The following is a 21,258-nucleotide window of genomic DNA, read 5'->3' on the forward strand; positions in this document are numbered from 1 at the left end:
TAATATTGGGTAATAGGGGGATTCGCGTGAATAAGTTTGCAAAGAAAATTGGGTGGGTTGTTGTTTTGGTGACCATCATAGCGATAGGAACGCTATTTTATTTCAACATGTTTATGTACGCCTATGGCTTGATGTTTGTTCTGTTAGCGGGTTTGATGTTCGCGGGAGAAGTATGTATGATGTTGTCACAAGTATTTGCCGCCGACTCTCAACTGTATTTAAGCAAAACGGCAAGAACCGAAGGGCGCCGGAAAGTCTATCCCGGGTGAAAAGCGATGAAAAAGATCGCGAAAAAAATTTTAATCGTATTGGTTATCGCTATTGCGGCCGGCATTTCATAAACAGGAATAAGGCAGCACGGAGAATCGTTCCGAGCTGCCTTCGTTATTTTATTGCCCAAACTTGCGCATCGTTTCTTCGAGACGGCGGCGCATTAGCTGCGGGAAGAAATGTAACGATTGCCGTCCTTGATCCGCTTCGCGGAGCGCTTTAATGACATCCACCTGTCCATAGCCGAATATTTCGTCCCGGCCGGGATTTCCCAGATCGATGGACGTTCTTCGCATAATATCCATCACTTCCGTATTGGTTAACGCCGGATTTTTCGAACGGATTAAAGCCGCGAGCGCAGCGACATGCGGGCTGGCCATCGAGGTGCCGGACAGCGCTGCGTATTGATTGTCCAAATAGGTGCTGGCAATGGTGGCGCCCGGAGCTACGACGTCGATATAATTGCCGTAATTGGAGAATGACGCCTTCTTCCGGTTATAATCCGTTGCCGAAACGGCGAACACTTCGGGATAGGCTGCCGGATAACCGGGACGATCCGTATTGTCGTTGCCTGTGGCGGCGATGAGCACCACGTCGCGATCGAAAGCGTACTTGATCGCATCGTGCAAAAATTGGGCTTCCGCATAGTTGCCGAGACTTAAATTGATCACTTTGGCGCCGTGATCCGTCGCCCAAATAATGCCTTCCGCCACCGAGTACGATGTGCCGGCGCCTGAACTGTCCAGCACTTTGACCGGCAATATTTTGTTGTACCAGGTCATGCCCGCGACGCCTTCATTGTTGTTGACCAAGGCGGCTATAATGCCGGCGACATGCGTGCCGTGTCCGACATCGTCCTGCGGAGGTTTGGAAGGATCGATGACGTTGTACCCGTCAAGCAATTGTCCTTTCAAATCCGAATGGGTCAAATCCACTCCGGTATCGACGACGGCTACAATGACATCGTTGCTGCCTTTCGAAATCGACCAGCCTTTATTCGTCTCGATCATCGGCAAATTCCATTGATACTGCTGATACAGCGTATCGTTCGGAATTTCGGCCGCCTGCGGGTCGGCAGGCAACGGATCGGCTGGTGCCGGATTGGCAGGCGCCGGGACGGCGGGGGCTTGAGCGGGCGGAGCCTCATTGGTCAAATATAAGTAATGAGGTTCGACATAAAGCGGATTCCAGCGCTGGAAATATTGCTCCAATTGCTTGACGCTCATGCTTCTGGATTTGAAAATATAGGTGTTCCCCACTTTGCGCTCATGCTCGCAATCGATATCCGACCGGATCTGTTCCATCTGCTCCGCCGTCGGGTCTTGCTGGAAGCGGACGACCAGCTCGCGTTTATAATAATGGCTTGCATTGCCGTTATCCTCGCCGTCTTTGACGGTAGTGTCCCGCATCGTATCCGCATCGACCGATTCGGTCCGGTACCTCGACTCGCTAGGAAACGGTACGAGCCGCAAATTCCGGCGTTGGTGGTTGGTTACATGCTGCACGACATTTTGACTGATCACGGCAACAACGCCGCGCTCTCCGTCGCCGTCGGACGGCATGCCAAGCACGAGGTAACGTTTCCCTTCTAGGGTAATGGACGGGGATTCGTACGGCTTGCGGCCGGCTACGTTTTGTTTGGCCGCAACGACATGTTCATGGATCGTTTGCCGCGATTTGTCGGTCCACTTTGCCGGCAAAGCTCCGAATTCTTTTTCCTGCCCGGTTTTCCGATCCATCCATAATATATAAGAGAGATGCTTGTGGTCTTTCTGCAGTCCGTCCACGTACGTTTTTATTTTTTCCGGAGACGCTTTATCCAATTCGGTCAGCATCATTCGCATATGATTGCCGCAGTCGAGCCGGCATAACCGCTCGGTCATCGCCGCATCGTTTTGCAGCGTTTCAAGTTTCATGCGCATTTCTTCCTTCGGCGAAGTATCCGGTTCGGTCGTTTTAAAGGTTACGGGACCCCATAGCGGGTAAAGAAGGGTGCCGACCCCCAGTACGAACAATAAAGCGATTAATCCGCGCCGCATATATAACCCTCCATCAATCGTTTTTCTTCTGATCATTTCGCATTCATACTTTGTAGGTTGCAATCGAACGGGCTTTTTTATGCAGTTTTCCTAATCATAATTCGATCCGACCGAAATTTGCCGCACGCCTATTTCAGCCCAAAAAATATAATATTTGCTTGAGTAAGACCGTACGGCCCAGGGAAAGTTGATAAAGGGGTGATATTATGGCGAACAAGCCGGTAGTAAAATGCAGCGTAGCAAACTGCGCCTATTGGGGAGAAGGCAACAATTGCAATGCCGATGCCATTATGATCGATATCGACGAGCATGCCGGAGCGAAGTATAAAGCGGAATTCGCCGGTGAAACTTTCGATACCGAGCATCAAGATTATGCGTCGAAGTCCTCCGAAACTTGCTGTCATACATTTAAACCTAAAGCGGGTGCATCCAAATGAAGAAAAAGGGAAAAAAGCGTATTGTAGACAAACGGCAAAACCATAACCGCGAGCATGAAGAATATGCCGCGGAAATCGCTCCCGACAACTCGGCTCGCCGCGAGTTGACGAATACGGACAGAGCGGAAGAAAACAACGAGGCGGCAGCCGGCGTAAATATCGGTTGGGTTGCGCTCGTGTTTGCGATCGCTTCGTTATTTTTCTGGCCTGTCATTCTTGGTCCCACTTCGGCAATATTAGGTTTATTCGCTTATTGGCAAGGCAAACGGACGATGGGAGCATGGGCGATAGGGATCGGAGCGGCGGCGTTTCTTTTATCGTTCTTCATGTACAGGTAAAAGCTGCGCGCAACATCGGAAGGAACGGAGCGACGGTGCGAACCGCGGCTCCGTTCGTTTTTTTCGACAGATTTGCATAAAAGTATGGTCGTCCTGCGCAAAAAAGTGTAAAATAGATAAAACATAACAATGAAACAGGGGAATCGATCATGCAAATTGAGCCTCGATTAATGAAAGAAATGATTCGATTGCAAATGACGAACGATGCGGATATTACAAGCGCTTCATTGCAAAGCAACGGCAGTAGCCGCGGCAAGGACGACAATTTTCAAACGATGCTGGAGCAATTGATGTTTGGCGGCTTGCCGGCAGGCGGCGGACGCGGGGCAAGCTCGTTCGATCAACCGTTGTTCGGATACGGAGATGTCATGGAATCGGTTCTGGCTTGGAGCGAACCGACGGATACGGCATCGTCTCATTCGGCAGCGGCTGCTCCGACGGCGTATGACGATATGATTGCGAGGGCAAGCGCGAACTACGGAGTTGACGAATTGTTGGTGAAGGCCGTCATCCGGACGGAATCGTCATTTCGCCCGAATGCGGTTTCTTCCGCAGGGGCCAAAGGGTTAATGCAATTGATGGACGGTACGGCGCGCGGCTTGGGTGTCACCGATTCGTTCGATCCGGAACAGAACATCGACGGGGGAACGAGATACTTATCGTATCAGCTGAAGCGCTTCGGCGGTCATGAGAAGGTGGCGCTGGCAGCGTACAACGCCGGTCCGAACCGTATCGCGCAATTAGGAATTCGGACGGAACAGGACTTGATGGACAAATATCATTTATTGCCGAAAGAAACGCAAAATTATATACGTAAAATTGAAGAAGCGAAACATAAATTGGCATGATAACGTCGAAAGACGTTTTTTTTGTTCATAACCGGACGACGATAATAAAGACATGAATTCAATTATTCGATGAAGAAGGGGACAACATGATTTATTTCGACCACAGCGCGTCAACGCCGCCGTATGCCGAAGTGATTGAGACGGTTGCCGAAGTGATGAAACTGCATTACGGGAACCCGTCTTCGCTCCATCGCGCCGGCGTGGAAGCGGAGAAGCTGATCGAACGGGCCCGCGCGGTAATCGGCAAAGCGCTGCAAGTCAAGCCCGGCGAACTGATATTTACGTCCGGGGCGACGGAAAGCAATAATTTGGCCATTAAAGGGGCGGCCATGCAGTATGCGGGGCGCGGCAAGCATTTTGTTACGACTCAGGTGGAGCATGCTTCCGTATACGAATGTTTTCGCCAATTGGAAGAGCAAGGCTGCAAAGTCACCTATTTGCCCGTAGACCGCAACGGCGTCGTGTCCGTCGATCAGGTGAGGGAGGCTTTGACGAACGAAACCGTGCTGGTCAGTGTCATGCATGTCAACAACGAGGTCGGGAGCGTACAGCCGATTGCCGAAATCGGCGAACTGTTGAAAAGGTACCCGCGCGTATTATTTCATGTCGACGGCGTGCAAAGCGTCGGGAAGCTGCCGCTCTCGATTCGCGAATGGGGAATCGATTTGTTCAGCCTGTCGGCGCATAAATTGCGCGGCCCGAAAGGAACCGGTTTGCTGTATTGCCGGGAGGGGGTACGTCTGACGCCGCTGCTTAACGGGGGAGCGCAGGAGCATGGCATGCGTGCCGGTACGCAAAACGTTCCGAACATCGTAGGGATGGCCAAAGCGATCCGAATAACGATCGAAAGCCAGCCGGAAACGGCCGCGCATTTGTACAAGCTTAGAGATCGATTGATCGAGGCGATCGGACAGATGCCGCAGCTAACCGTGAACGGAGACGCCGCCAGCTCTCTTCAAACAGCGCCGCATATCGTCAACGTTTCCTTTCCGGGCATGAAACCGGAAGTCGTCCTGCACATGCTGGAGCAGCGAGGCATCATCGCTTCGACGCAATCGGCTTGCTCTTCCAAAACCGGAAAGCCGAGCCGGGTGCTGACTGCTATGGGCGCCGGCGAGCTTTGCGCGGCCAGCGGTATACGGTTCAGCATGGCGGCGGAACATACGGAAGAGGACATCGACGTTCTTGCATCGTCGCTTCGGCAAGTGACCGATGAGCTGGGGCGGATCGGGCGTAAGCTTCCGCACGGCTCTTAGCGCGGAACAGGCCTAGCGGGAAACGCCGCCGGCCCAAATTTGAGGAGGAACGATAACCAGATGAATTATGATATGATACTTGTCCGTTTCGGAGAATTTACGATAAAAGGCAAAAACCGCACCCGGTTTGAAAATACGATGCTGCGTCAAGTTCAGCGAGCGATGGCGGCGTTTCCGGAAGCGAGCATCATCAAAGAATACGGGCGTCTTTATGTCGCCTTGAACGGAATGGCCTCCGAGCCGGTCATCGCCGCACTTCGGAACGTATTCGGCATCGTCTCTTTAAGTCCGGTAAAACGAACCGAATCGGTATTGGAGTCGATTCAGACGACGGCGAAGCAATTTATCGAACGGATCGACTTTAAGCCGGGAACGACTTTCAAAGTCAATGCCCGCCGCGTATGGAAACAGTTCCCTCACGGATCGCAGGAAATGAACCATCTTGTCGCCTCGCCGATACTGCAAACATTTCCGGGATTAAAGGTGGATGTCCGCCGTCCGGATATCGAGCTTCGAGTTGAAATTCGCCATGATTATACGTATATCTATTATGAAACGATTCCTGCGGTGGGCGGTTTTCCGTACGGTTCGAACGGGAAGGCGATGTTGCTGCTGTCCGGCGGCATCGACAGCCCGGTGGCCGGCTGGCAGGCGCTGCGCAGAGGTTTGGCGATCGAAGCCGTTCATTTCCACAGCTATCCGTTTACAAGCGAACGGGCGAAACAGAAAGTGATCGACTTGGCGCAAGTGTTGGCCGGTTATGCGGGAGAGGTTCGGCTTCATCTCGTTCCTTTCACGGAAATTCAAACACGGTTGACGCAGACGGGCCACGATAATTTAATCATTACGCTGATGCGCAGAGCGATGCTGAGGATCGCGACGCTGCTTGCCGAAAAGCAAGGTGCTCTGGCGCTCGTCACCGGCGACAGCTTGGGGCAAGTGGCCAGCCAAACGCTCGGCAGCATGAATGTCATCGGCAAAGTAACCGATCTGCCGCTGCTGCGGCCGCTAGTGATGATGGACAAGTCCGAAATTACGAAAATCGCGCAGGATATCGGAACATATGAGCTGTCGATATTGCCGTACGAAGATTGCTGCACGCTGTTCGTGCCGAAAAATCCGTCGACGAATCCGAACCTGAACATTGTGGAACTGGCGGAAAGCAGCATCGAAAATTTGCAGGAGATGATTCGAATCGCGGCAGATACGACCGAGACGCTCGTGCTTAAGGACGAGCCGCAGCCGCAACTGGTCGAATGCGACGACGACCGCTGGTTTTAGCAACGTCCGCCATAAACTTGGAGAGAGCCGTTAATGGCTCTCTCCGCTTTTCTTGTTGGCCGACAAGAGCGGCCGGTCCGTGTGCTTATGTTTTTTGGTGACGAAGCCTGCCGAAAGAATGAACGCGATGAGTAAAGCTATAAACATACATTGAATCAAAAGATGCTGGTCGAAAAAAGGTTTCAGCTTCGGCTCTTCGGTAATCATGTTCGACGCGGTGTAGGCAAGTACGGCGGAGCCGAGATATACGATCCATTGGAACCGATTGATTAGTTTAATGAACAAAGTGCTTCCCCATATCACGATCGGAACGCTGATAAGGAGTCCGAGGACGACGAGCAGCAAATGCCCGCGGGCGGCTCCGGCAACCGCGATCACATTGTCCAAGCCCATGGCGGCGTCGGCGACGACGATGGTACGCACCGCCGCCCATAATGTGCCTTCGGCTTTAATGCCGCCGTGTTTGTTCTCCTCGATTAACAGTTTATAAGCGATCCATAATAATAAAATTCCTCCGACTACAAGCAGCCAAGGGATTTTCAGCAGCCATACGACGATTGCCGTAGCGGCGATTCGAATGGCTACCGCTCCGAACGTACCGTAAATAATCGCTTTCTTCTGCTGGGTGGCCGGCAAGTTTCTCGCCGCCATGCCGATGACGATCGCATTGTCCCCCGCTAAGATTAAGTCGATGAATACAATGTTGGCCAGCGCGAATAAAAATTGCATACTGAAGATTTCCACTTCTGTCACTCCTTTGCCTTGTAATACGGATGGGCGTCCAATAAGATTCATCGAACATTTTCATGCGAGTTCAAAAAGTCCGCTTTTCAGCACCGAGAAGCTCTTTTGGAGAAATCGGCATGCATAGCTTGGCCCCTTCATTCATACAAGTGTAAAGGGGGGATGTCCGTGGAAAATATATGGTTGCTATTGGAAATTTTGATTATCAATATGGTGCTCAGCGGCGATAATGCCGTCGTCATTGCACTCGCGGGGAAAAATTTGCCCCCGAAACAGCGCAAGCTTGCCGTATGGTGGGGAGCGTTCGGAGCTGTTGCGATGCGGTCGATCCTTACCGTTGCCGCCCTATTCCTGCTGAAAATTCCATATATTCAAGCGATCGGTTCTTTGCTGCTTTTGTATATAGCTGTGAAGCTGCTGATCGATGAAGAAAATTATACGAAAGTTCGCGAATCTTCCTCGTTGTGGAGCGCCGTCTGGACGATCATGGTGGCCGATTTCGTCATGAGTCTGGACAATGTCCTTGCCATCGCCGCCATTGCAAGGGGCGATTTTGCCCTCATTGTCATCGGGATCGCGCTTAGCATTCCGATCGTCGTTTGGGGCAGCGGCATCATTATGAAGTTGCTGCACCGCTTTCCGGTGCTCGTCTATATCGGCGCCGCCATATTAGGGTACACATCCGGCGAAATGCTGATGAACGACGCCAAATTGGAATCTTTGTTCAGCGGGTGGGCGCCGGCGCACGCGTATGTTCCGATCGTTCTCGCCGTCCTTGTTATTGTCATCGGAATCGTGAAAAAATATCGATCCTCCGTTCATTCGTAAACGGTATTTTTTCGAATTTGTGGTTTTTTTTCAAAAGTTCAGATAAAATATATTTAGAAACTGTCGTTTCGTGTCTAGTCCATATATGATGAACGGGGGGATAGGACTGGTGTCGAACAAACAGCATGCGATAGGTATCTTTATCGTCATCGCCGGTGTGGTCATATTGCTGGGAAAACTGGGCGTAATCGGTTTTTTGGGAAAGGCGCTATGGCCGCTTCTCATTTTGATTCCAGGACTGCTCGCCCATTATTTCGTTTTTGCCCGTATGGTTCCTTCGATCGTTCTTGTCCCTGGAGGAATGCTAACGGTTTACGGTTTGCTTTTTATTTTTTGCAACTGGTTCGGATGGGATAAGATGAAATATGCATGGCCGGTACTGATTCTGGGCGTTGCCGTCGGATTGTACGAATATTACTTGTCCGATCCTTATCAATCCCGCGGCCTGTTTGTGGCTGCCGCCGCGCTTGGCGTCGTTTCCTTGCTCCTGTTGTTTATTACGCTTTGGAGCTCCATGATTTATTTTTTAGCATTTGTTCTCATTCTGCTCGGTTTATGGCTTGTTTTCCGCAGAAAACCGCGCACTTGGTAAAGATTACGGGGTGTTACGGGGGCTCCGGCGATTTGCAATTTTATTACAATCCCGTATAATATAAGAGATATGTAGCGTCGGCTTATTCTCCGGCGCTTCTTTTGTGTCGATCACTCGCAAAAAATGTCAAATTGATAATTGAAAGGGTTTGGAACTTAGTTATGCATACAAGAGAAAATATACGCAATATCGCTATTATCGCTCACGTCGACCACGGCAAAACGACGCTTGTAGACAAGCTGCTGCAGCAATCGGGTACGTTTCGCGAGCATGAGCATGTTCATGAGCGCGCGATGGATTCGGGTGATTTGGAACGCGAACGCGGGATTACCATTTTGGCGAAAAATACGGCCATTACGTATAAAGATTATTTAATCAATATCGTCGACACGCCGGGACATGCCGATTTCGGCGGCGAGGTCGAGCGGATTATGAAAATGGTCGACGGCGTCTTGCTTGTCGTCGACGCTTTCGAAGGATGCATGCCGCAAACGAAATTCGTCTTGCGCAAAGCGCTTGAGCATCAGTTGACTCCGATCGTCGTTGTCAACAAAATCGACCGTCCGAACGCGCGTCCGGTGGAAGTGATCGACGAAGTGCTGGAGCTGTTTATCGAACTTGGAGCCAGCGACGAGCAGTTGGATTTTCCGGTCGTATACGCTTCGGCGTTAATGGGAACGTCGAGCTTGAATCCCGAACAGCAGGAAGAGAACATGTTCTCGTTGTATGAAACGATTGTCGGGCATATTCCGGCGCCTACGGAAGACGCGGAAGCGCCGCTCCAATTTCTGGTCACGCTGATGGATTACAACGAATATTTGGGAAGAGTGGCGATTGGCCGTGTCAATCGCGGCCAAATCCGGCAAGGCCAGTCGGTTGCCGTTCTGACTCGGGAAGGCCAAACGAAGCAAGCCCGCATCGAGAAGCTTTTCGGATTTCAAGGCTTGAAACGAGTCGAGATTGCCGCAGCCGGAGCGGGGGATATTATCGCCATCGCCGGCATCAAAGATATCAATATTGGAGAAACGATCGCCGATCCGGCCCATCCCGAGGCGCTGCCGGTGCTTGAAATCGACGAGCCTACGCTGCAAATGACGTTCCTGGTCAACAACAGCCCGTTTGCGGGCCGCGAAGGGAAATGGATTACATCGCGCAAGCTGCGGGAACGTTTAATGAAGGAATTGGAGACGGACGTAAGTTTGCGGGTGGACGAAACCGACAGTCCGGATGCATTTATCGTGTCCGGGCGCGGAGAGCTTCATCTTGGCATCTTGATCGAAAATATGCGCCGCGAAGGCTATGAGTTGCAAGTGTCCAAACCGGAAGTGATCGTGAAGGTGGAAGACGGCGTCAAGATGGAGCCGATCGAACGGCTGCTCATCGATATACCGGAAGACAGCATGGGCGCGGTTATGGAAAGCTTGGGAACGCGCAAAGCGGAGATGGTCAATATGGTCAACCACGGCAACGGCCAAATCAGGCTCGAATTTTTAATCCCCGCCCGTGGATTGATCGGATACCGCACTCATTTTCTGACCTTGACGAGAGGGTACGGCGTCATGAATCACGCCTTCGACAGCTACGGTCCGTTCGCAGGCGGACAAGTCGGCGGCCGGCACCAAGGCGTGCTCGTTTCGACCGAGAATGGGACGGCGACGATGTACGGCATTTTGTCGGTCGAAGACCGGGGCATTTTGTTCGTGCAGCCGGGTACGGAAGTCTATGAGGGCATGATCGTCGGCGAGCATACGCGCGATAACGATATCGTCGTCAACATTTGCAAAGAGAAGCAGTTAACGAATATTCGTTCCGCGACGAAGGACGACACCGTCAAAATGAAGACGCCTCGCCTCTACTCCTTGGAGCAGGCGCTCGAATATTTGAACGATGACGAATATTGCGAAATTACGCCGAAATCGATCCGGCTGCGCAAAAAGATATTGAACAAAAGCGAGCGCGAACGCGCGGAAAAACATCGAAAAATGGCCGAGGCCAATTCATAGTTCGACTTTCTCGCATGGAAGAGTGGCGCAAGCACGACATGAACGTGTACAATAACTAGGGAAAGGAGTGATCGTATGCTGCACGATTGGTTTGCCTCCCACAAAATCATTTCGTATATCATTATATACGTTTTGCTGATGTACATTTTCAACAAAGTGTTTCGCGTTCGCAGGCTGCCTCTACTAAAGGAGATTCTCATCTATCTGTTAATGGGGGTAGGAGCGTTTATTTTGTTGATTTTTCAAGTCGACAAGCTGCCGATTATACCTTGCCTGCTCGTTGCGGTCGGTTTAATGCTGCTGGTGCGCATTCGCTATTTCGTCGAAGCGCGCCAGAAACGCAAGGCCGAAGCCTCCGCATCGGCGGGCCAATCTCCCTCTCCCGGGGAATAGAGAGGAGGGAGAACTCGGGTGAAATTTCAGGATGCGCTCTTTAACTGGCTGCAAATCAAAATCGTGGCCAACGCTCGTCCGGACGATCGGGCGGCGCTCGATACATGCGAATTTTTCGCCGCCATTTTGACGGAAGATCATGGGGTAAGCGAATTGAATATCGAAACGACCGACGCGACGATGGTTCATATCCGTTACGTCGTCGACGGACAGGCGAAGAAGCAAATGTTTCCGCGGGAAGTCGCGGAACAATTGCTCCATGACATTAACTCCAATCCGAAATATAACGAGTAAGACGGGGATCGTAGGAGGGCTTTGGAAGCAACCTCTAAAAAGCATAAGGGTGTTGGATACATGAAGAATTCTGTTGCGAATCTTCCGCCGCGGGAGCGGGGCAAACGTTCCAAGACGAATCCGTGGTGGTACGTTCTATATGTTTTTATTGCAATCGTCATTATTTTGCTAATACTGTCTATTTTATCGGTTCTAGGTTTGATCGGATATACCGGCGTCAAAGTGAACGATGCCATCAATGAAATTTCGACGGTGGAGGATGGCGAACCAAGCGATCTCCCCGTTCCGTCTGCGAAGGAAAAACCGGTGTCCATGTTGATTCTGGGCTTGGATTCGCGCAAAGAGACGGGTTCTTTGAATACCGACGTTATTATGGTAGCGGTGTTGAATCCGGAAACGAAGAAAGCGACCATCGTTTCGCTGCCGCGCGATACGTTAGTCGAAATGGACGGATACGAGAAACATAAAATCAATTGGTTCTACCCGAACTTCAAATCGATGGAAAACCGCAAAAAAGTAGAAGACGGCAATGCAGAAATGAAGAAGATGATGAGCCAGTTTATCGGGATTCCGATCGATTACTTGACGACGATCAATTTCCAAGGTTTCGTGGACGTCGTCAATACGTTGGGCGGCATTGAAATCGATGTCGATATGGATATGAGATATAAGGATACGGCGGACGGAACGAACATCGATTTGAAAAAGGGATTGCAAACGTTAAACGGCGAGCAAGCTCTCGATTTTGTCCGTTACCGCAAATCGTCCTCCAACGTGAAAAAGCCGACGAGAGAATCGAGCGATTTCGAACGGAATCAGCGGCAAACGAAAGTGCTTAAAGAAATTGTGCGCAAACTGCAATCGTTTAATGCCGTCATGAAGATCGACGAAATTTTCGGGGCTGTCGGCAAAAATTTGAAAATGGACGTGCAGCCAAGCCAAATTCGCGAGATGATCTCGACATACTACAATATTAATAGAGACGATATCGAATACATACCTGTGCCGGGGACGTGGAAAAGTCCATACGTCTATTTGGATGAGACCGAATTTGCCGCGGCGAAGGAGAAATTGAAGCAGCATTACGATACGGAAGCGCCGCAATAATCCGTAGTTGTCATATAGCGGCCATAATGCGCCTATGCTATAATATATAAACATCATTGCTTCGGCAACGCAAAGGAGGTCGGCCCATGACGGAACCAGTTACGGTATTGTCAGCGGCTTTATTCGATCAATTGCAAAAAGAAACGTTCGCTCTATTGAACACCATCGATGCCGAAACGGGCGCTCCGACCTGCAGCGCTATATCGTGGATCTACGCTGTGAATCAAACGACGCTTCGTTTCGCGATCGATCAGCGTTCCCGGTTGATCGCGAACATGAAGAACAATCCAAACGTGACGGTCTCCGTGTTTGGATTGGGTACGCTGTATGCGATATACGGGAAGGCATCCGTTGCGGACGGTACGCTGGAAGGCGTTCCTATCAAATTGGCCTGTATCGATGTAGGGATCGACGCGGTGCGCGAAGCGATGTTTTACGGCGCCCGCATTACCGCAATGCCTGAATATGAAAAAACATACGATAAGCGTGCGGCGGCAAAATTGGATGGACAAGTGTTTGCCGCATTACAAAAAGCCTAGTGATATGCTCACTTGGCTTTTTGTTTTTTGGCGGGTTCGCCAACTTGCGGAAGCTATAGATGCCGGTTCAATTTTGGCTCGTCTACCGGTTTTCGATCCGGATTTTCCCTGACGGGAACGGTGTCTTTCGGCATTTGCGGCACGATTCTGCCGACGATATCGGCCAGTTCGTTTAAGATTCCGGCGATCGGTTTTCCGTTTTGTATATCGAGCCCAACTTCGCGAATCCGTTCGCGCAAATCAACGTCGGCGGTTACGACGGCATTCATGCCGTAAGGATCTTTGCGGAACGCCTCGGCAACGGAATATTTAATCGTGCCTACGCGCGATCGTTCCATCTTTTCATTGACATCGATCCCGACGACGGCCGTGTTGCCGAGGATGACGCAATTCGCTCCGCGAACGCCCGGGATGCTCGTAGCGAGTCGTTCCAAATGCTGTTTCACGGCATTGGCGTCGTATATAGCATTGTTATTCCCTGTATTATAGGTTCTTGCAGATTGCGTTTGCGGTCCCATACCTTGCGGAGAGGGTGATGTGTTGTTCCGTACTTGATTGCAGCTTGTGAGCAATAGCATCAGCGCTACAATCGACAGCCATGTTCGCATTTCTACCCGTCCTTTCAATTTCCAACTTATCATCGTCATTATTTTGTCCTGCGCCCATTTGTTTTATGTACAAAGGCATAGTCGTCGGCAACCGAATACCACGCTTGGAGGGAACTCGAGTGAAAAAAATATTTGTGTTGGATACGAATGTATTGTTGCATGATCCCAATGCGATTTTTGCGTTTGAAGACAACGAAATGATTATTCCTGCGGTGGTATTGGAGGAGATCGATTCGAAAAAAAGAAACGCTGACGAAATCGGGCGCAACGCCCGCTACGTTTCACGCTTACTGGACGGATTGCGCGATAAGGGACATTTGCACAGCGGTATATTGCTTCATAACGGCGGCATGCTGAAGGTGGAATTAAACCACCGCAGTTTTGTCAAAATGCAAGAAATGTTCGGGGAGACGACGAACGATAATCGAATATTGGCCGTGGCTCTCAATTATAAGTTGGAAGAGGATAAAAGAAAGGAAGCGAGGCCGGTCGTTCTCGTCAGCAAAGATGTGCTCGTACGCATTAAAGCCGATGTGCTGGGGCTGAACACGCAAGATTATTTGTCGGACAGAACGGCGGATCCGGCGGATCTGTATCTGGGCTGCTTGACGGTCAACGTCCATCCGTCGCTCATCGACGAGTTTTACTCGTACCGTTATTTGCTTGTTAAAGACTTGCAGGTCGGATATCGTTTATATCCGCATGAATTCGTCATCTTGAAGGACGAGATGGGAACGAGCAAATCGGCGCTCCTGAAAGTGAATCAAGACGGAACGAGGCTTGAACCTTTGTTCCTGAGCAACGATCCGGTGTGGGGAATCGCAGCGCGCAACGCGCAGCAAAGAATGGCGCTGGAATTGCTGCTGAGCGACGAAATCCCGCTCGTGACCATTACGGGAAAAGCGGGAACGGGCAAAACGCTGCTGGCGCTGGCCGCCGGTTTGCTGAAGGTCGAAGACGAGCGCAAATATAAAAAATTGTTGATCGCAAGGCCGGTTGTGCCGATGGGGAAAGACATCGGATATTTGCCGGGAGAAAAGGAGGAGAAGCTTCGCCCGTGGATGCAGCCGATATACGATAACCTGGAGTTTTTGTTCGATACGAAAAAGGCCGGCGATATCGATAAAATATTGGCGGGCATGGCCAGCATCCAGGTCGAAGCGCTCACTTATATTCGAGGCAGGTCGATCCCCGGGCAATTCATCATTATCGACGAGGCGCAAAATTTGTCCAGGCATGAAGTGAAGACGATCGTCTCGCGGGCCGGGGAAGGAAGCAAGATGATTTTGATGGGCGATCCCGAACAAATCGATCATCCGTATTTGGATGCGGCGAGCAACGGTCTGACTTATATTGTAGAACGGTTCAAAGACCAGAATGTCAGCGGCCATATTACGCTGGAGAAAGGAGAGCGCTCCAAACTGGCGCAACTGGCGGCCGATTTATTATAGTTTGCAAGATCAAGCCGATTCGAGAGCGGATCGGTTTTCTTTTTTCAACTTTGCTTTTTTTGAAAATAAGGGACAAAGGGCCCATTCATTTGTTAGAATAAGAGAGATTAGAAAGCGGATGAAAGGAAGAAAGTCGTGTCCAAAAAGAAATATGCGATTGTCCTTTTCTCGATGCTGCTCTTATGCTTTGTATTGTTTTCCCAATTTTTCATTGCCGCTCCTACGGTGGAGAAGACCGATCCGGGCGGAAAGGAAGGGAGTCAACAGCCTTCCGATATAGGCAATCCGAACGAGAACATGAAAGAGCTTCACGTAACCGTTCAAATGGATCCGCTCGACTTCACCGTATTGAATCAGATGAATATGGAGTATATGGAGCGCAACAACGTGAAAGTCTATCTTGAAAATATACCTCCCGAAAGCGCATACACCGAAATGAAGAGGGCGGCGCGAATCGGCGACGCGGCCGACGTCATGCTGCTGGACAGCGAATGGATCCGCGAATTTGCCGTTTCCGGTTACATTTTGCCTGTCGATTCGTATTTCTCGAGCGTAGCTTCGAACGAGGCTCTCGACGTTGTGATGAATATGGTGAAATGGAACGGATACATATGGGCGGTCCCGAAGGATGTCGATCCTTACGTTTTCGTTTGGAACGAAAGCTTGCTGCGCGAGCTTGGCGCCAATCGGCTTCCCGCAGACCGGGAAGCTTGGCTCGACTTGCTTCATCGCCTGGACGAAGCGGCGGATCGCAGCTATTTATTGGCGCTCCAACCGGAAGATCCGTACAGCTTCGTCTCGTTGTTGCGGCGGCTCGGACCGACCGGCGACGCGATTCCATTGCTGGAAGCGATTCAACCTTATCTATACATATCGATCCAAGATGATCGCGGTGCGTGGGAGTTGATGAAGGAAGGCAAACTGTTAGGGTTTGTCTCGACCTGGTCTCAAGCGATGAAACAGAAAGTTCGCGGCATCCAGATCGAGCCGGCCTCTCCGGAACGGGCAGGGGGCGAATTGTGGATTGCCAGCCGAAGCTTTGCCGTCTTCGCCGGATCGAAGCAAGAGGAGGAGGCGAAACGCTGGATTTTGGAAATGACGTCTCCCGAGACGCAGAGGGAATGGCTGGAGAAGACGGACGGGCTGCCCGCCATTAAAGCCGAATATGCCGGATTGAACCCGCAGATGTATCCGGCTGCCTTGCGGGAACGAATGATATCGGCCGCCGATCAAGGCATCGCCGCAAGTCCCGAGCTTGCCGAACAAATGGCCGCTTTATCGAAGCTGGTGCGGCAATTTGTGCAGAAGAAGACGCCGGCCGCGTTAATCGCCGAACATTTGCTGGCGGCGGGAGAAGGGCGGAAGGCAAGCGACGATCCCGAACGGGAACAGTCGGAGCCGCCGCAAACCATTGGCGAGCTGTCGCCTTCGTCATAAGTTTAGCGTTAATTTCACTTTCATCAGGCCGTCCTCGATTTGCACTTCGGTCGCTTTCAAGAAAGGCATGATTTGTTTCGGGTAAAAACCGAGATCGAATTGTTCCTCAAGCGAGCGGCGGGTCGTATCCGGCAATTCCAAGCCGTTAAAGAGAAGATGGTCGACATGGAATAAAATCGAGTTTTGCGGTTCTTCCTCAACCGTGTAATGACCTTGGATCGCGACGATAATATCGTTCCGTTTGCCGGTGGCGACCAGCCGGTCTTGCTCGAACGCAAATGCGAAATTGTCGAACAAGTTGTTTTTGCTGCGCAAAAAGGCGTTTAATTGATCGTCCTTGACCTGCACGGTATAGTTTAATCCGTCGATCGACAAGCTGTCCTTATCGCTTGTGATCATTTCCGGCAAATCTTGCATGACCGAAGCGAGCGCCTCGAAATATTGGCGCACTTCCCGGATGCCGATATTTTGCCAAAATTCGCTCAGTTCGGCGATGAGCCTTTTCATCGTTTCCGGATCGGCGCTTTGCGCCAAGGCGTTGTCGATATCGCTTTGCAGCCCAAGGACGCGTTCCCGCTGGGCGAGCAAACTCGTTTTCAATGCGCCGAGCTCGGCTTGCGTCGCCTGCAACTGCTCGTCTAGCTCACGGACTTGCCGGTAGTCGGCCATATATGTATGTAACAACTTGTGATCGTGTTCGACGATAATATTATAATATTCCCACATGAGCAGCATGTCGTTCCAGTTTTTCGTGGAGAAGAGCGCCGATAGGAGTACGTCCCGGTCTCCCATATAATAAGCGCGCAGCACGGCGCCGGCTTGGCCGCGTTTCTCGGCGACAAGACGGTCTTTATCGAGCAATTCCCGCTCAAGCGAGGTTAGCCGCGCAGCGATGTCGCGCTGCTGTTGTTCGATACGGGCGATTTCTTTATCGATTTCGACGACGGACAAACTTTTCTCCAAGATCGCTCTCGTCTCTTCCGGTGTCGGTTCCGCGAGCAACAAGGCGGGCTTGGACAGTGACGCGAATATAAACATACAAAGGGCTGCCGCAATCATGCGAATCCAAGCGTTCATATTGAGTGGCTCCCCTTTCACTTATAATGCTGTGTTCAACCTCTAATAGCTGGCAATTTAATATATGTTTCTCCAATCCCAATCATGATGCCGGTCCCGGTATTCCGCGGGCAAACATGCGAAATACGGCTGCACCGGAGGAAAGGTGATCCTATTGTCTCATTATCGTGGTTCCGCGAACTTAATTCAACATATTTATGATCAAATCGATCGCAGCGGCCGCAAAGCGATTCCTTTTTCTACCTATATGGAAAGTTGCTTGTATCATCCGGAATACGGATACTATATGACTCCCCGGATGAAAATCGGCAAAGACGGCGATTTCTACACCAGTTCGTCCATCGGGACAGTAATGGGCGAAACGCTGGCCTCCTATATCGTGAAGCGGATTGATGCGGAAGGATGGAAGGACGGGGAGGTGGCGATCGTCGAATGGGGCGCGGGGAACGGCAATATGGCGGTGCATGCCATGCTCGAGCTGGAGCGGATGAAGCGGCCGATCCGCTATGCGATCGTCGAACAAAGTCCTTACCATCGGGAGCTGGCCGGAGCGGCTTTGGACGCGAATGGGCTCCGGGCCGAATGGTGGTCTTCCGCCGAATTCGCCCGTCGCGCCGCCCGTACGAAAATCGTCTTGATCGCCAATGAATTGCTGGACGCGTTCCCGGTAGAGCGTCTCAGAGTCAAGGAAGGCCGCCTGGAACAGCTGCATGTCGCCCGCGGCAACAATGCGGACGGATTTGCTCCGGCATGGCTGCCGGCAGAGGGCGCGATCGCCGACCGGTACGGCAAGCTGCCGTGGACGGAAGGGCAACAATTCGAGGCGAACGATGCGGCGCTTGCCTGGTTGCGGCGTATGGCCGCCGCGATGAGCGAAGGGTATATGATCGCGATCGATTACGGCGATGAAGCGGATGAACTGTTCGGCGCCCATCGCATGAACGGAACGTTCGTCTGCTATTATAAGCACCGGGCTCATGACGACGCTTTTCTGCTGCCCGGCGAACAAGATATGACCGCCCACGTCGATTTTACGGCTTGTATTGCCGCCGGGGAAGAGGCGGGCTTAGAATCGGTAAGTTACGGCACGCAAAAACAATTTTTGGTCGAAGCGGGCATTTTGGAGCGGCTGCAAAACGATTGGGGCGGCGACCCGTTCGGCGAAACGGCCCGCCGCAACAGGGCGATTCGCCAATTGCTGCTGAGCGATCAAATGAGCGAATTGTTTAAAGTGTGGATCGCACGAAAAAAAGCGACCGGCGCATAAGCGCGGTCGCTTTATTGATTTTGTCGTTAGAAAGGCAGCCCCATTTTGAAAATGGTCCAATAACTGAATCCCGTAAACGTAACGATCATGTATCCCCAGAAAATTAAAATATATGTTCTTTCGGTAAATTTCAAGTACCCCAACAGAACAAAGACGGCCGTTTGCATAAAGAAAAGCAAAGCCATCTCAACCATGTCCCCGGCGAATGCCATGAGTCCGATCACAAGCGTGAAAAAGCCCAGTACGCGAAACATGCGTGCCATGTATTCATCCCCCTCTCGTCGTATGGATCGCCCATAATTTTCTATTCATCATTATAGCTCTTGATTGCCAAGGTGTAAACCGTGTTGCGTGACGAATTATCAAATTTTTTGCGGGCGCTATAATATTTATTATTGTTTTTTGCAATTCGGCAAAAAATATGTATGAGCCTCCGTAAATTTGGAAATACAAAATAGTATTAAATAGATTCTATGAACTCTACTATGGGCATAGAGATGAAGTAAGCATTTTTTTTCATTCAAACGCGAACGGGCGTTAGTTTCCATGGCGGGAATCGTTATTTGGCTTGCCTGCGGAAGGTAACGTTTCACAAAAAAACGAGCGTATGCTTTCGAAGCAAGTTTGTTTGCGGCAATTTCGCGAAAGCAACGCTTCATAAAACTTTTAGGAGGTTATATAGCATGACTGCAGTTAGACAGGATGCTTGGAGCGCAGACGACGATTTGATTTTGGCGGAAGTGACGCTGCGCCATATTCGGGAAGGGAGCACACAATTGGCCGCATTTGAAGAAGTGGGCGAGAAAATCGGTAGAACATCGGCCGCCTGCGGTTTCCGCTGGAACAGTTGTGTCCGCAAAAAATATGAGACGGCAATTCAAAATGCGAAAGCGCATCGGCAAAAACGCAATTATATGAAGAAACAACCGCTTGGCGCAGGAGGCGCCCAGGTTGCAAGCTTGATGACAATGGAAGGGGAAGAGAGCGGGTATAAGCACGACGGCATTAGCGAGGAATCGATCTCGATCGATGCGGTTATTCGGTTTTTGCGCCAATGGAAAAGCTCCTATCAAGAAACGAGCCGCCAATTGAAAATGTTGGAGCGGGAATACCGCGAGAAAGAAGAGGAACTGCAATATTTGCGGAGAGAAAACGAGCGTCTGTCTAAGGAAGTTAACGAAGTGCAAACCGATTATCGCGTCGTAAACGACGACTATAAAGCATTGATTCAAATTATGGATCGTGCCCGGCGTCTCGCCTTCTTAAGCGAAGAAGACGACGAAACGAAAACGCGGTTTAAAATGGACGCGAATGGAAACTTGGAACGAATTGAATAAATGTAAAGAGTAAAAGGGATCCTGAAGAAGTTTGCACGGCAGGTGCGAACATTCAGGATTTTTTGTTTTTTTATTCATTCTTTGTTATATATGAAACGAGAGAATTAACTGCGGGTGGGAGGATAAATACATGTACATACAAATCGTAGGCGCCGGCGCAATCGGCCTGTTATTTGCCGGCAAAATGGCGGCGGCGGGGGCTCGGGTCCGTTTGTTGACGCGGACCGCCGAACAAGCGGAACGATTGAATCGATTCGGCATAACGCTGACCGGTACCGACGGTTCCAAACTGGCGGTAGCCGGTTGTTCGGCCCGGCCTGCCGGGGAAACGGGCGAAATCCGGCGGCAGGGGGCGGAGGAGCCGGACTGGGTGTTCGTTACGGCGAAACAGCGCCATCTGGACGATCGGTTGATGCGAATGGTGCGGGACGAAGCCGGAAAGCAGGCAAACGTGCTCTGTTTTCAAAACGGGATCGGCCATATCGAGAAGCTTGCAAACTATATTCCCGCGAATCGAATCTACGCGGCGGTTACGACGGAAGGAGCGAGACGGGATTCGGGCATTGAGACAGCGCATACCGGAAGAGGGCAGACGTGGATCGGACGAACGGGCGGCGACGCGGGCCGAAAGGTCGAAACGGAGGAACGATTATCGGAAAAATGTTTGATTGCTTTGCTCAAAAAGGCAGGATTCGAAGCGTTTATGTCGAAAGACATCGATAGGATGATTTATCGCAAACTGACGATCAACGCTGTGATCAATCCGTTGACCGCGCTGTTCCGTATTCGAAACGGCGAATTGCTCGCCAAGCCGGAGCGGCTCGAATGGATGCGTACGCTGTACGAGGAGACGCAACCGGTTTTCGAGGCGAAAGGTGTCGATTTGGGAGCGGGACTGTGGGAACAGATCTTGCAAGTATGCCGCGATACGTCCGGCAATACGTCGTCGATGCTGAAAGATGTGGAGAACGGCGCGCCGACGGAAATCGAATGGATTAACGGAGGCTTGATCCGTTTGGCGGAAGAAGTCGGCATCGATGTGCCGGCGCATCGATACATATATAAGCTCATCAAAGCGATTTGATGTAAAAAAATGTTATCCAATTGTAAAA

At 51.0% G+C, this 21,258-nt stretch carries 23 protein-coding genes; 18 read left to right on the forward strand and 5 right to left on the reverse strand.

Going from position 1 to position 21,258, the window contains the following annotated elements; all coding sequences use genetic code 11:
- The first annotated feature begins 26 nt into the window (after nucleotides 1-26).
- The gene (locus KQI79_RS00340) at nucleotides 27-269 is read left to right on the forward strand and encodes a hypothetical protein (protein ID WP_216536217.1); all 243 of its coding nucleotides are present in this window, start codon (nucleotides 27-29) and stop codon (nucleotides 267-269) included.
- A 120-nt stretch (nucleotides 270-389) separates the two neighbouring features.
- Here KQI79_RS00340 and KQI79_RS00345 read toward each other — a convergent pair whose 3' ends face one another.
- The gene (locus tag KQI79_RS00345) at nucleotides 390-2,309 is read right to left on the reverse strand and encodes a S8 family peptidase (RefSeq protein ID WP_216536218.1); all 1,920 of its coding nucleotides are present in this window, start codon (nucleotides 2,307-2,309) and stop codon (nucleotides 390-392) included.
- A gap of 206 nt (nucleotides 2,310-2,515) precedes the next feature.
- On the opposite strand from KQI79_RS00345, the gene KQI79_RS00350 reads away from it, so the two are divergent.
- From KQI79_RS00350 to thiI, 5 genes are all read left to right on the forward strand, one after another.
- Nucleotides 2,516-2,746: a DUF1540 domain-containing protein gene (locus tag KQI79_RS00350; RefSeq protein WP_216536219.1), complete on the forward strand. Its 231-nt coding sequence runs from the start codon at nucleotides 2,516-2,518 to the stop codon at nucleotides 2,744-2,746.
- Nucleotides 2,743-3,084, forward strand: a complete 342-nt coding sequence (locus KQI79_RS00355) for a hypothetical protein (RefSeq protein ID WP_216536220.1) — start codon at nucleotides 2,743-2,745, stop codon at nucleotides 3,082-3,084. Before KQI79_RS00350 ends, KQI79_RS00355 begins: the two co-directional genes overlap by 4 nt.
- Before the next feature lie 149 nt (nucleotides 3,085-3,233).
- Nucleotides 3,234-3,932: a lytic transglycosylase domain-containing protein gene (locus tag KQI79_RS00360; RefSeq protein ID WP_216536221.1), complete on the forward strand. Its 699-nt coding sequence runs from the start codon at nucleotides 3,234-3,236 to the stop codon at nucleotides 3,930-3,932.
- A gap of 86 nt (nucleotides 3,933-4,018) precedes the next feature.
- Nucleotides 4,019-5,188 (forward strand): cysteine desulfurase family protein, encoded by a 1,170-nt coding sequence (locus KQI79_RS00365; RefSeq protein ID WP_216536222.1) that lies wholly within the window; start codon nucleotides 4,019-4,021, stop codon nucleotides 5,186-5,188.
- A 60-nt stretch (nucleotides 5,189-5,248) separates the two neighbouring features.
- Nucleotides 5,249-6,469 carry a tRNA uracil 4-sulfurtransferase ThiI gene (thiI, locus tag KQI79_RS00370; protein ID WP_216536223.1) on the forward strand — a complete coding sequence of 407 codons (1,221 nt, stop codon included), beginning with the start codon at nucleotides 5,249-5,251 and terminating at the stop codon, nucleotides 6,467-6,469.
- 30 nt (nucleotides 6,470-6,499) lie between these two features.
- Here thiI and KQI79_RS00375 read toward each other — a convergent pair whose 3' ends face one another.
- Entirely contained in the window at nucleotides 6,500-7,222 is a 723-nt protein-coding gene (locus tag KQI79_RS00375) for a TerC family protein (protein ID WP_367398118.1), read from the reverse strand.
- Nucleotides 7,223-7,375: 153 nt separating this feature from the next.
- Here KQI79_RS00375 and KQI79_RS00380 point away from each other — a divergent pair, with 153 nt between their 5' ends.
- The 7 genes from KQI79_RS00380 to KQI79_RS00410 all read left to right on the forward strand — a co-directional run bounded on the left by KQI79_RS00380 (nucleotide 7,376) and on the right by KQI79_RS00410 (nucleotide 12,969).
- Nucleotides 7,376-8,041, forward strand: a complete 666-nt coding sequence (locus tag KQI79_RS00380) for a TerC family protein (RefSeq protein WP_253297870.1) — start codon at nucleotides 7,376-7,378, stop codon at nucleotides 8,039-8,041.
- 109 nt (nucleotides 8,042-8,150) lie between these two features.
- The gene (locus KQI79_RS00385; protein WP_356710314.1) at nucleotides 8,151-8,633 is read left to right on the forward strand and encodes a hypothetical protein; all 483 of its coding nucleotides are present in this window, start codon (nucleotides 8,151-8,153) and stop codon (nucleotides 8,631-8,633) included.
- Nucleotides 8,634-8,794: 161 nt separating this feature from the next.
- The gene (gene typA / locus KQI79_RS00390; protein ID WP_216536226.1) at nucleotides 8,795-10,636 is read left to right on the forward strand and encodes a translational GTPase TypA; all 1,842 of its coding nucleotides are present in this window, start codon (nucleotides 8,795-8,797) and stop codon (nucleotides 10,634-10,636) included.
- A gap of 78 nt (nucleotides 10,637-10,714) precedes the next feature.
- The gene (locus tag KQI79_RS00395; protein ID WP_216536362.1) at nucleotides 10,715-11,029 is read left to right on the forward strand and encodes a YlaH-like family protein; all 315 of its coding nucleotides are present in this window, start codon (nucleotides 10,715-10,717) and stop codon (nucleotides 11,027-11,029) included.
- 18 nt (nucleotides 11,030-11,047) lie between these two features.
- Nucleotides 11,048-11,323 carry a hypothetical protein gene (locus tag KQI79_RS00400; protein ID WP_216536227.1) on the forward strand — a complete coding sequence of 92 codons (276 nt, stop codon included), beginning with the start codon at nucleotides 11,048-11,050 and terminating at the stop codon, nucleotides 11,321-11,323.
- A gap of 60 nt (nucleotides 11,324-11,383) precedes the next feature.
- A complete protein-coding gene (locus tag KQI79_RS00405; RefSeq protein WP_216536228.1) occupies nucleotides 11,384-12,430 on the forward strand; it encodes an LCP family protein in 1,047 nt (348 codons plus the stop codon).
- Nucleotides 12,431-12,516: 86 nt separating this feature from the next.
- Nucleotides 12,517-12,969, forward strand: a complete 453-nt coding sequence (locus tag KQI79_RS00410) for a pyridoxamine 5'-phosphate oxidase family protein (RefSeq protein WP_216536229.1) — start codon at nucleotides 12,517-12,519, stop codon at nucleotides 12,967-12,969.
- A gap of 53 nt (nucleotides 12,970-13,022) precedes the next feature.
- On the opposite strand, the gene KQI79_RS00415 is transcribed toward KQI79_RS00410, so the two are convergent.
- Entirely contained in the window at nucleotides 13,023-13,616 is a 594-nt protein-coding gene (locus KQI79_RS00415; protein ID WP_253297871.1) for a YhcN/YlaJ family sporulation lipoprotein, read from the reverse strand.
- An 80-nt stretch (nucleotides 13,617-13,696) separates the two neighbouring features.
- On the opposite strand from KQI79_RS00415, the gene KQI79_RS00420 reads away from it, so the two are divergent.
- Both KQI79_RS00420 and KQI79_RS00425 read left to right on the forward strand, forming a co-directional pair.
- Nucleotides 13,697-15,028, forward strand: a complete 1,332-nt coding sequence (locus KQI79_RS00420; RefSeq protein ID WP_216536230.1) for a PhoH family protein — start codon at nucleotides 13,697-13,699, stop codon at nucleotides 15,026-15,028.
- A gap of 135 nt (nucleotides 15,029-15,163) precedes the next feature.
- Nucleotides 15,164-16,465: an ABC transporter substrate-binding protein gene (locus KQI79_RS00425; RefSeq protein ID WP_216536231.1), complete on the forward strand. Its 1,302-nt coding sequence runs from the start codon at nucleotides 15,164-15,166 to the stop codon at nucleotides 16,463-16,465.
- On the opposite strand, the gene KQI79_RS00430 is transcribed toward KQI79_RS00425, so the two are convergent.
- Entirely contained in the window at nucleotides 16,460-17,542 is a 1,083-nt protein-coding gene (locus KQI79_RS00430; protein WP_216536232.1) for a coiled-coil domain-containing protein, read from the reverse strand. The genes KQI79_RS00425 and KQI79_RS00430 overlap by 6 nt on opposite strands.
- 154 nt (nucleotides 17,543-17,696) lie before the next feature.
- On the opposite strand from KQI79_RS00430, the gene KQI79_RS00435 reads away from it, so the two are divergent.
- Entirely contained in the window at nucleotides 17,697-18,809 is a 1,113-nt protein-coding gene (locus KQI79_RS00435) for a class I SAM-dependent methyltransferase (RefSeq protein WP_216536233.1), read from the forward strand.
- Between the two features lie 26 nt (nucleotides 18,810-18,835).
- Here the strand turns inward: KQI79_RS00435 and KQI79_RS00440 are convergent, their stop codons facing one another.
- Nucleotides 18,836-19,072: a DUF2626 domain-containing protein gene (locus KQI79_RS00440; protein WP_216536234.1), complete on the reverse strand. Its 237-nt coding sequence runs from the start codon at nucleotides 19,070-19,072 to the stop codon at nucleotides 18,836-18,838.
- A gap of 420 nt (nucleotides 19,073-19,492) precedes the next feature.
- On the opposite strand from KQI79_RS00440, the gene KQI79_RS00445 reads away from it, so the two are divergent.
- The gene (locus tag KQI79_RS00445; protein WP_216536235.1) at nucleotides 19,493-20,146 is read left to right on the forward strand and encodes an RsfA family transcriptional regulator; all 654 of its coding nucleotides are present in this window, start codon (nucleotides 19,493-19,495) and stop codon (nucleotides 20,144-20,146) included.
- 130 nt (nucleotides 20,147-20,276) lie between these two features.
- Entirely contained in the window at nucleotides 20,277-21,230 is a 954-nt protein-coding gene (locus KQI79_RS00450) for a ketopantoate reductase family protein (protein ID WP_216536236.1), read from the forward strand.
- The last annotated feature ends 28 nt before the right edge of the window (nucleotides 21,231-21,258 follow it).

Origin of the sequence: Paenibacillus sp. MSJ-34 (genome assembly GCF_018918005.1) — a bacterium.
In the GTDB taxonomy this organism is placed as follows: Bacteria; Bacillota; Bacilli; order Paenibacillales; family Paenibacillaceae; genus MSJ-34.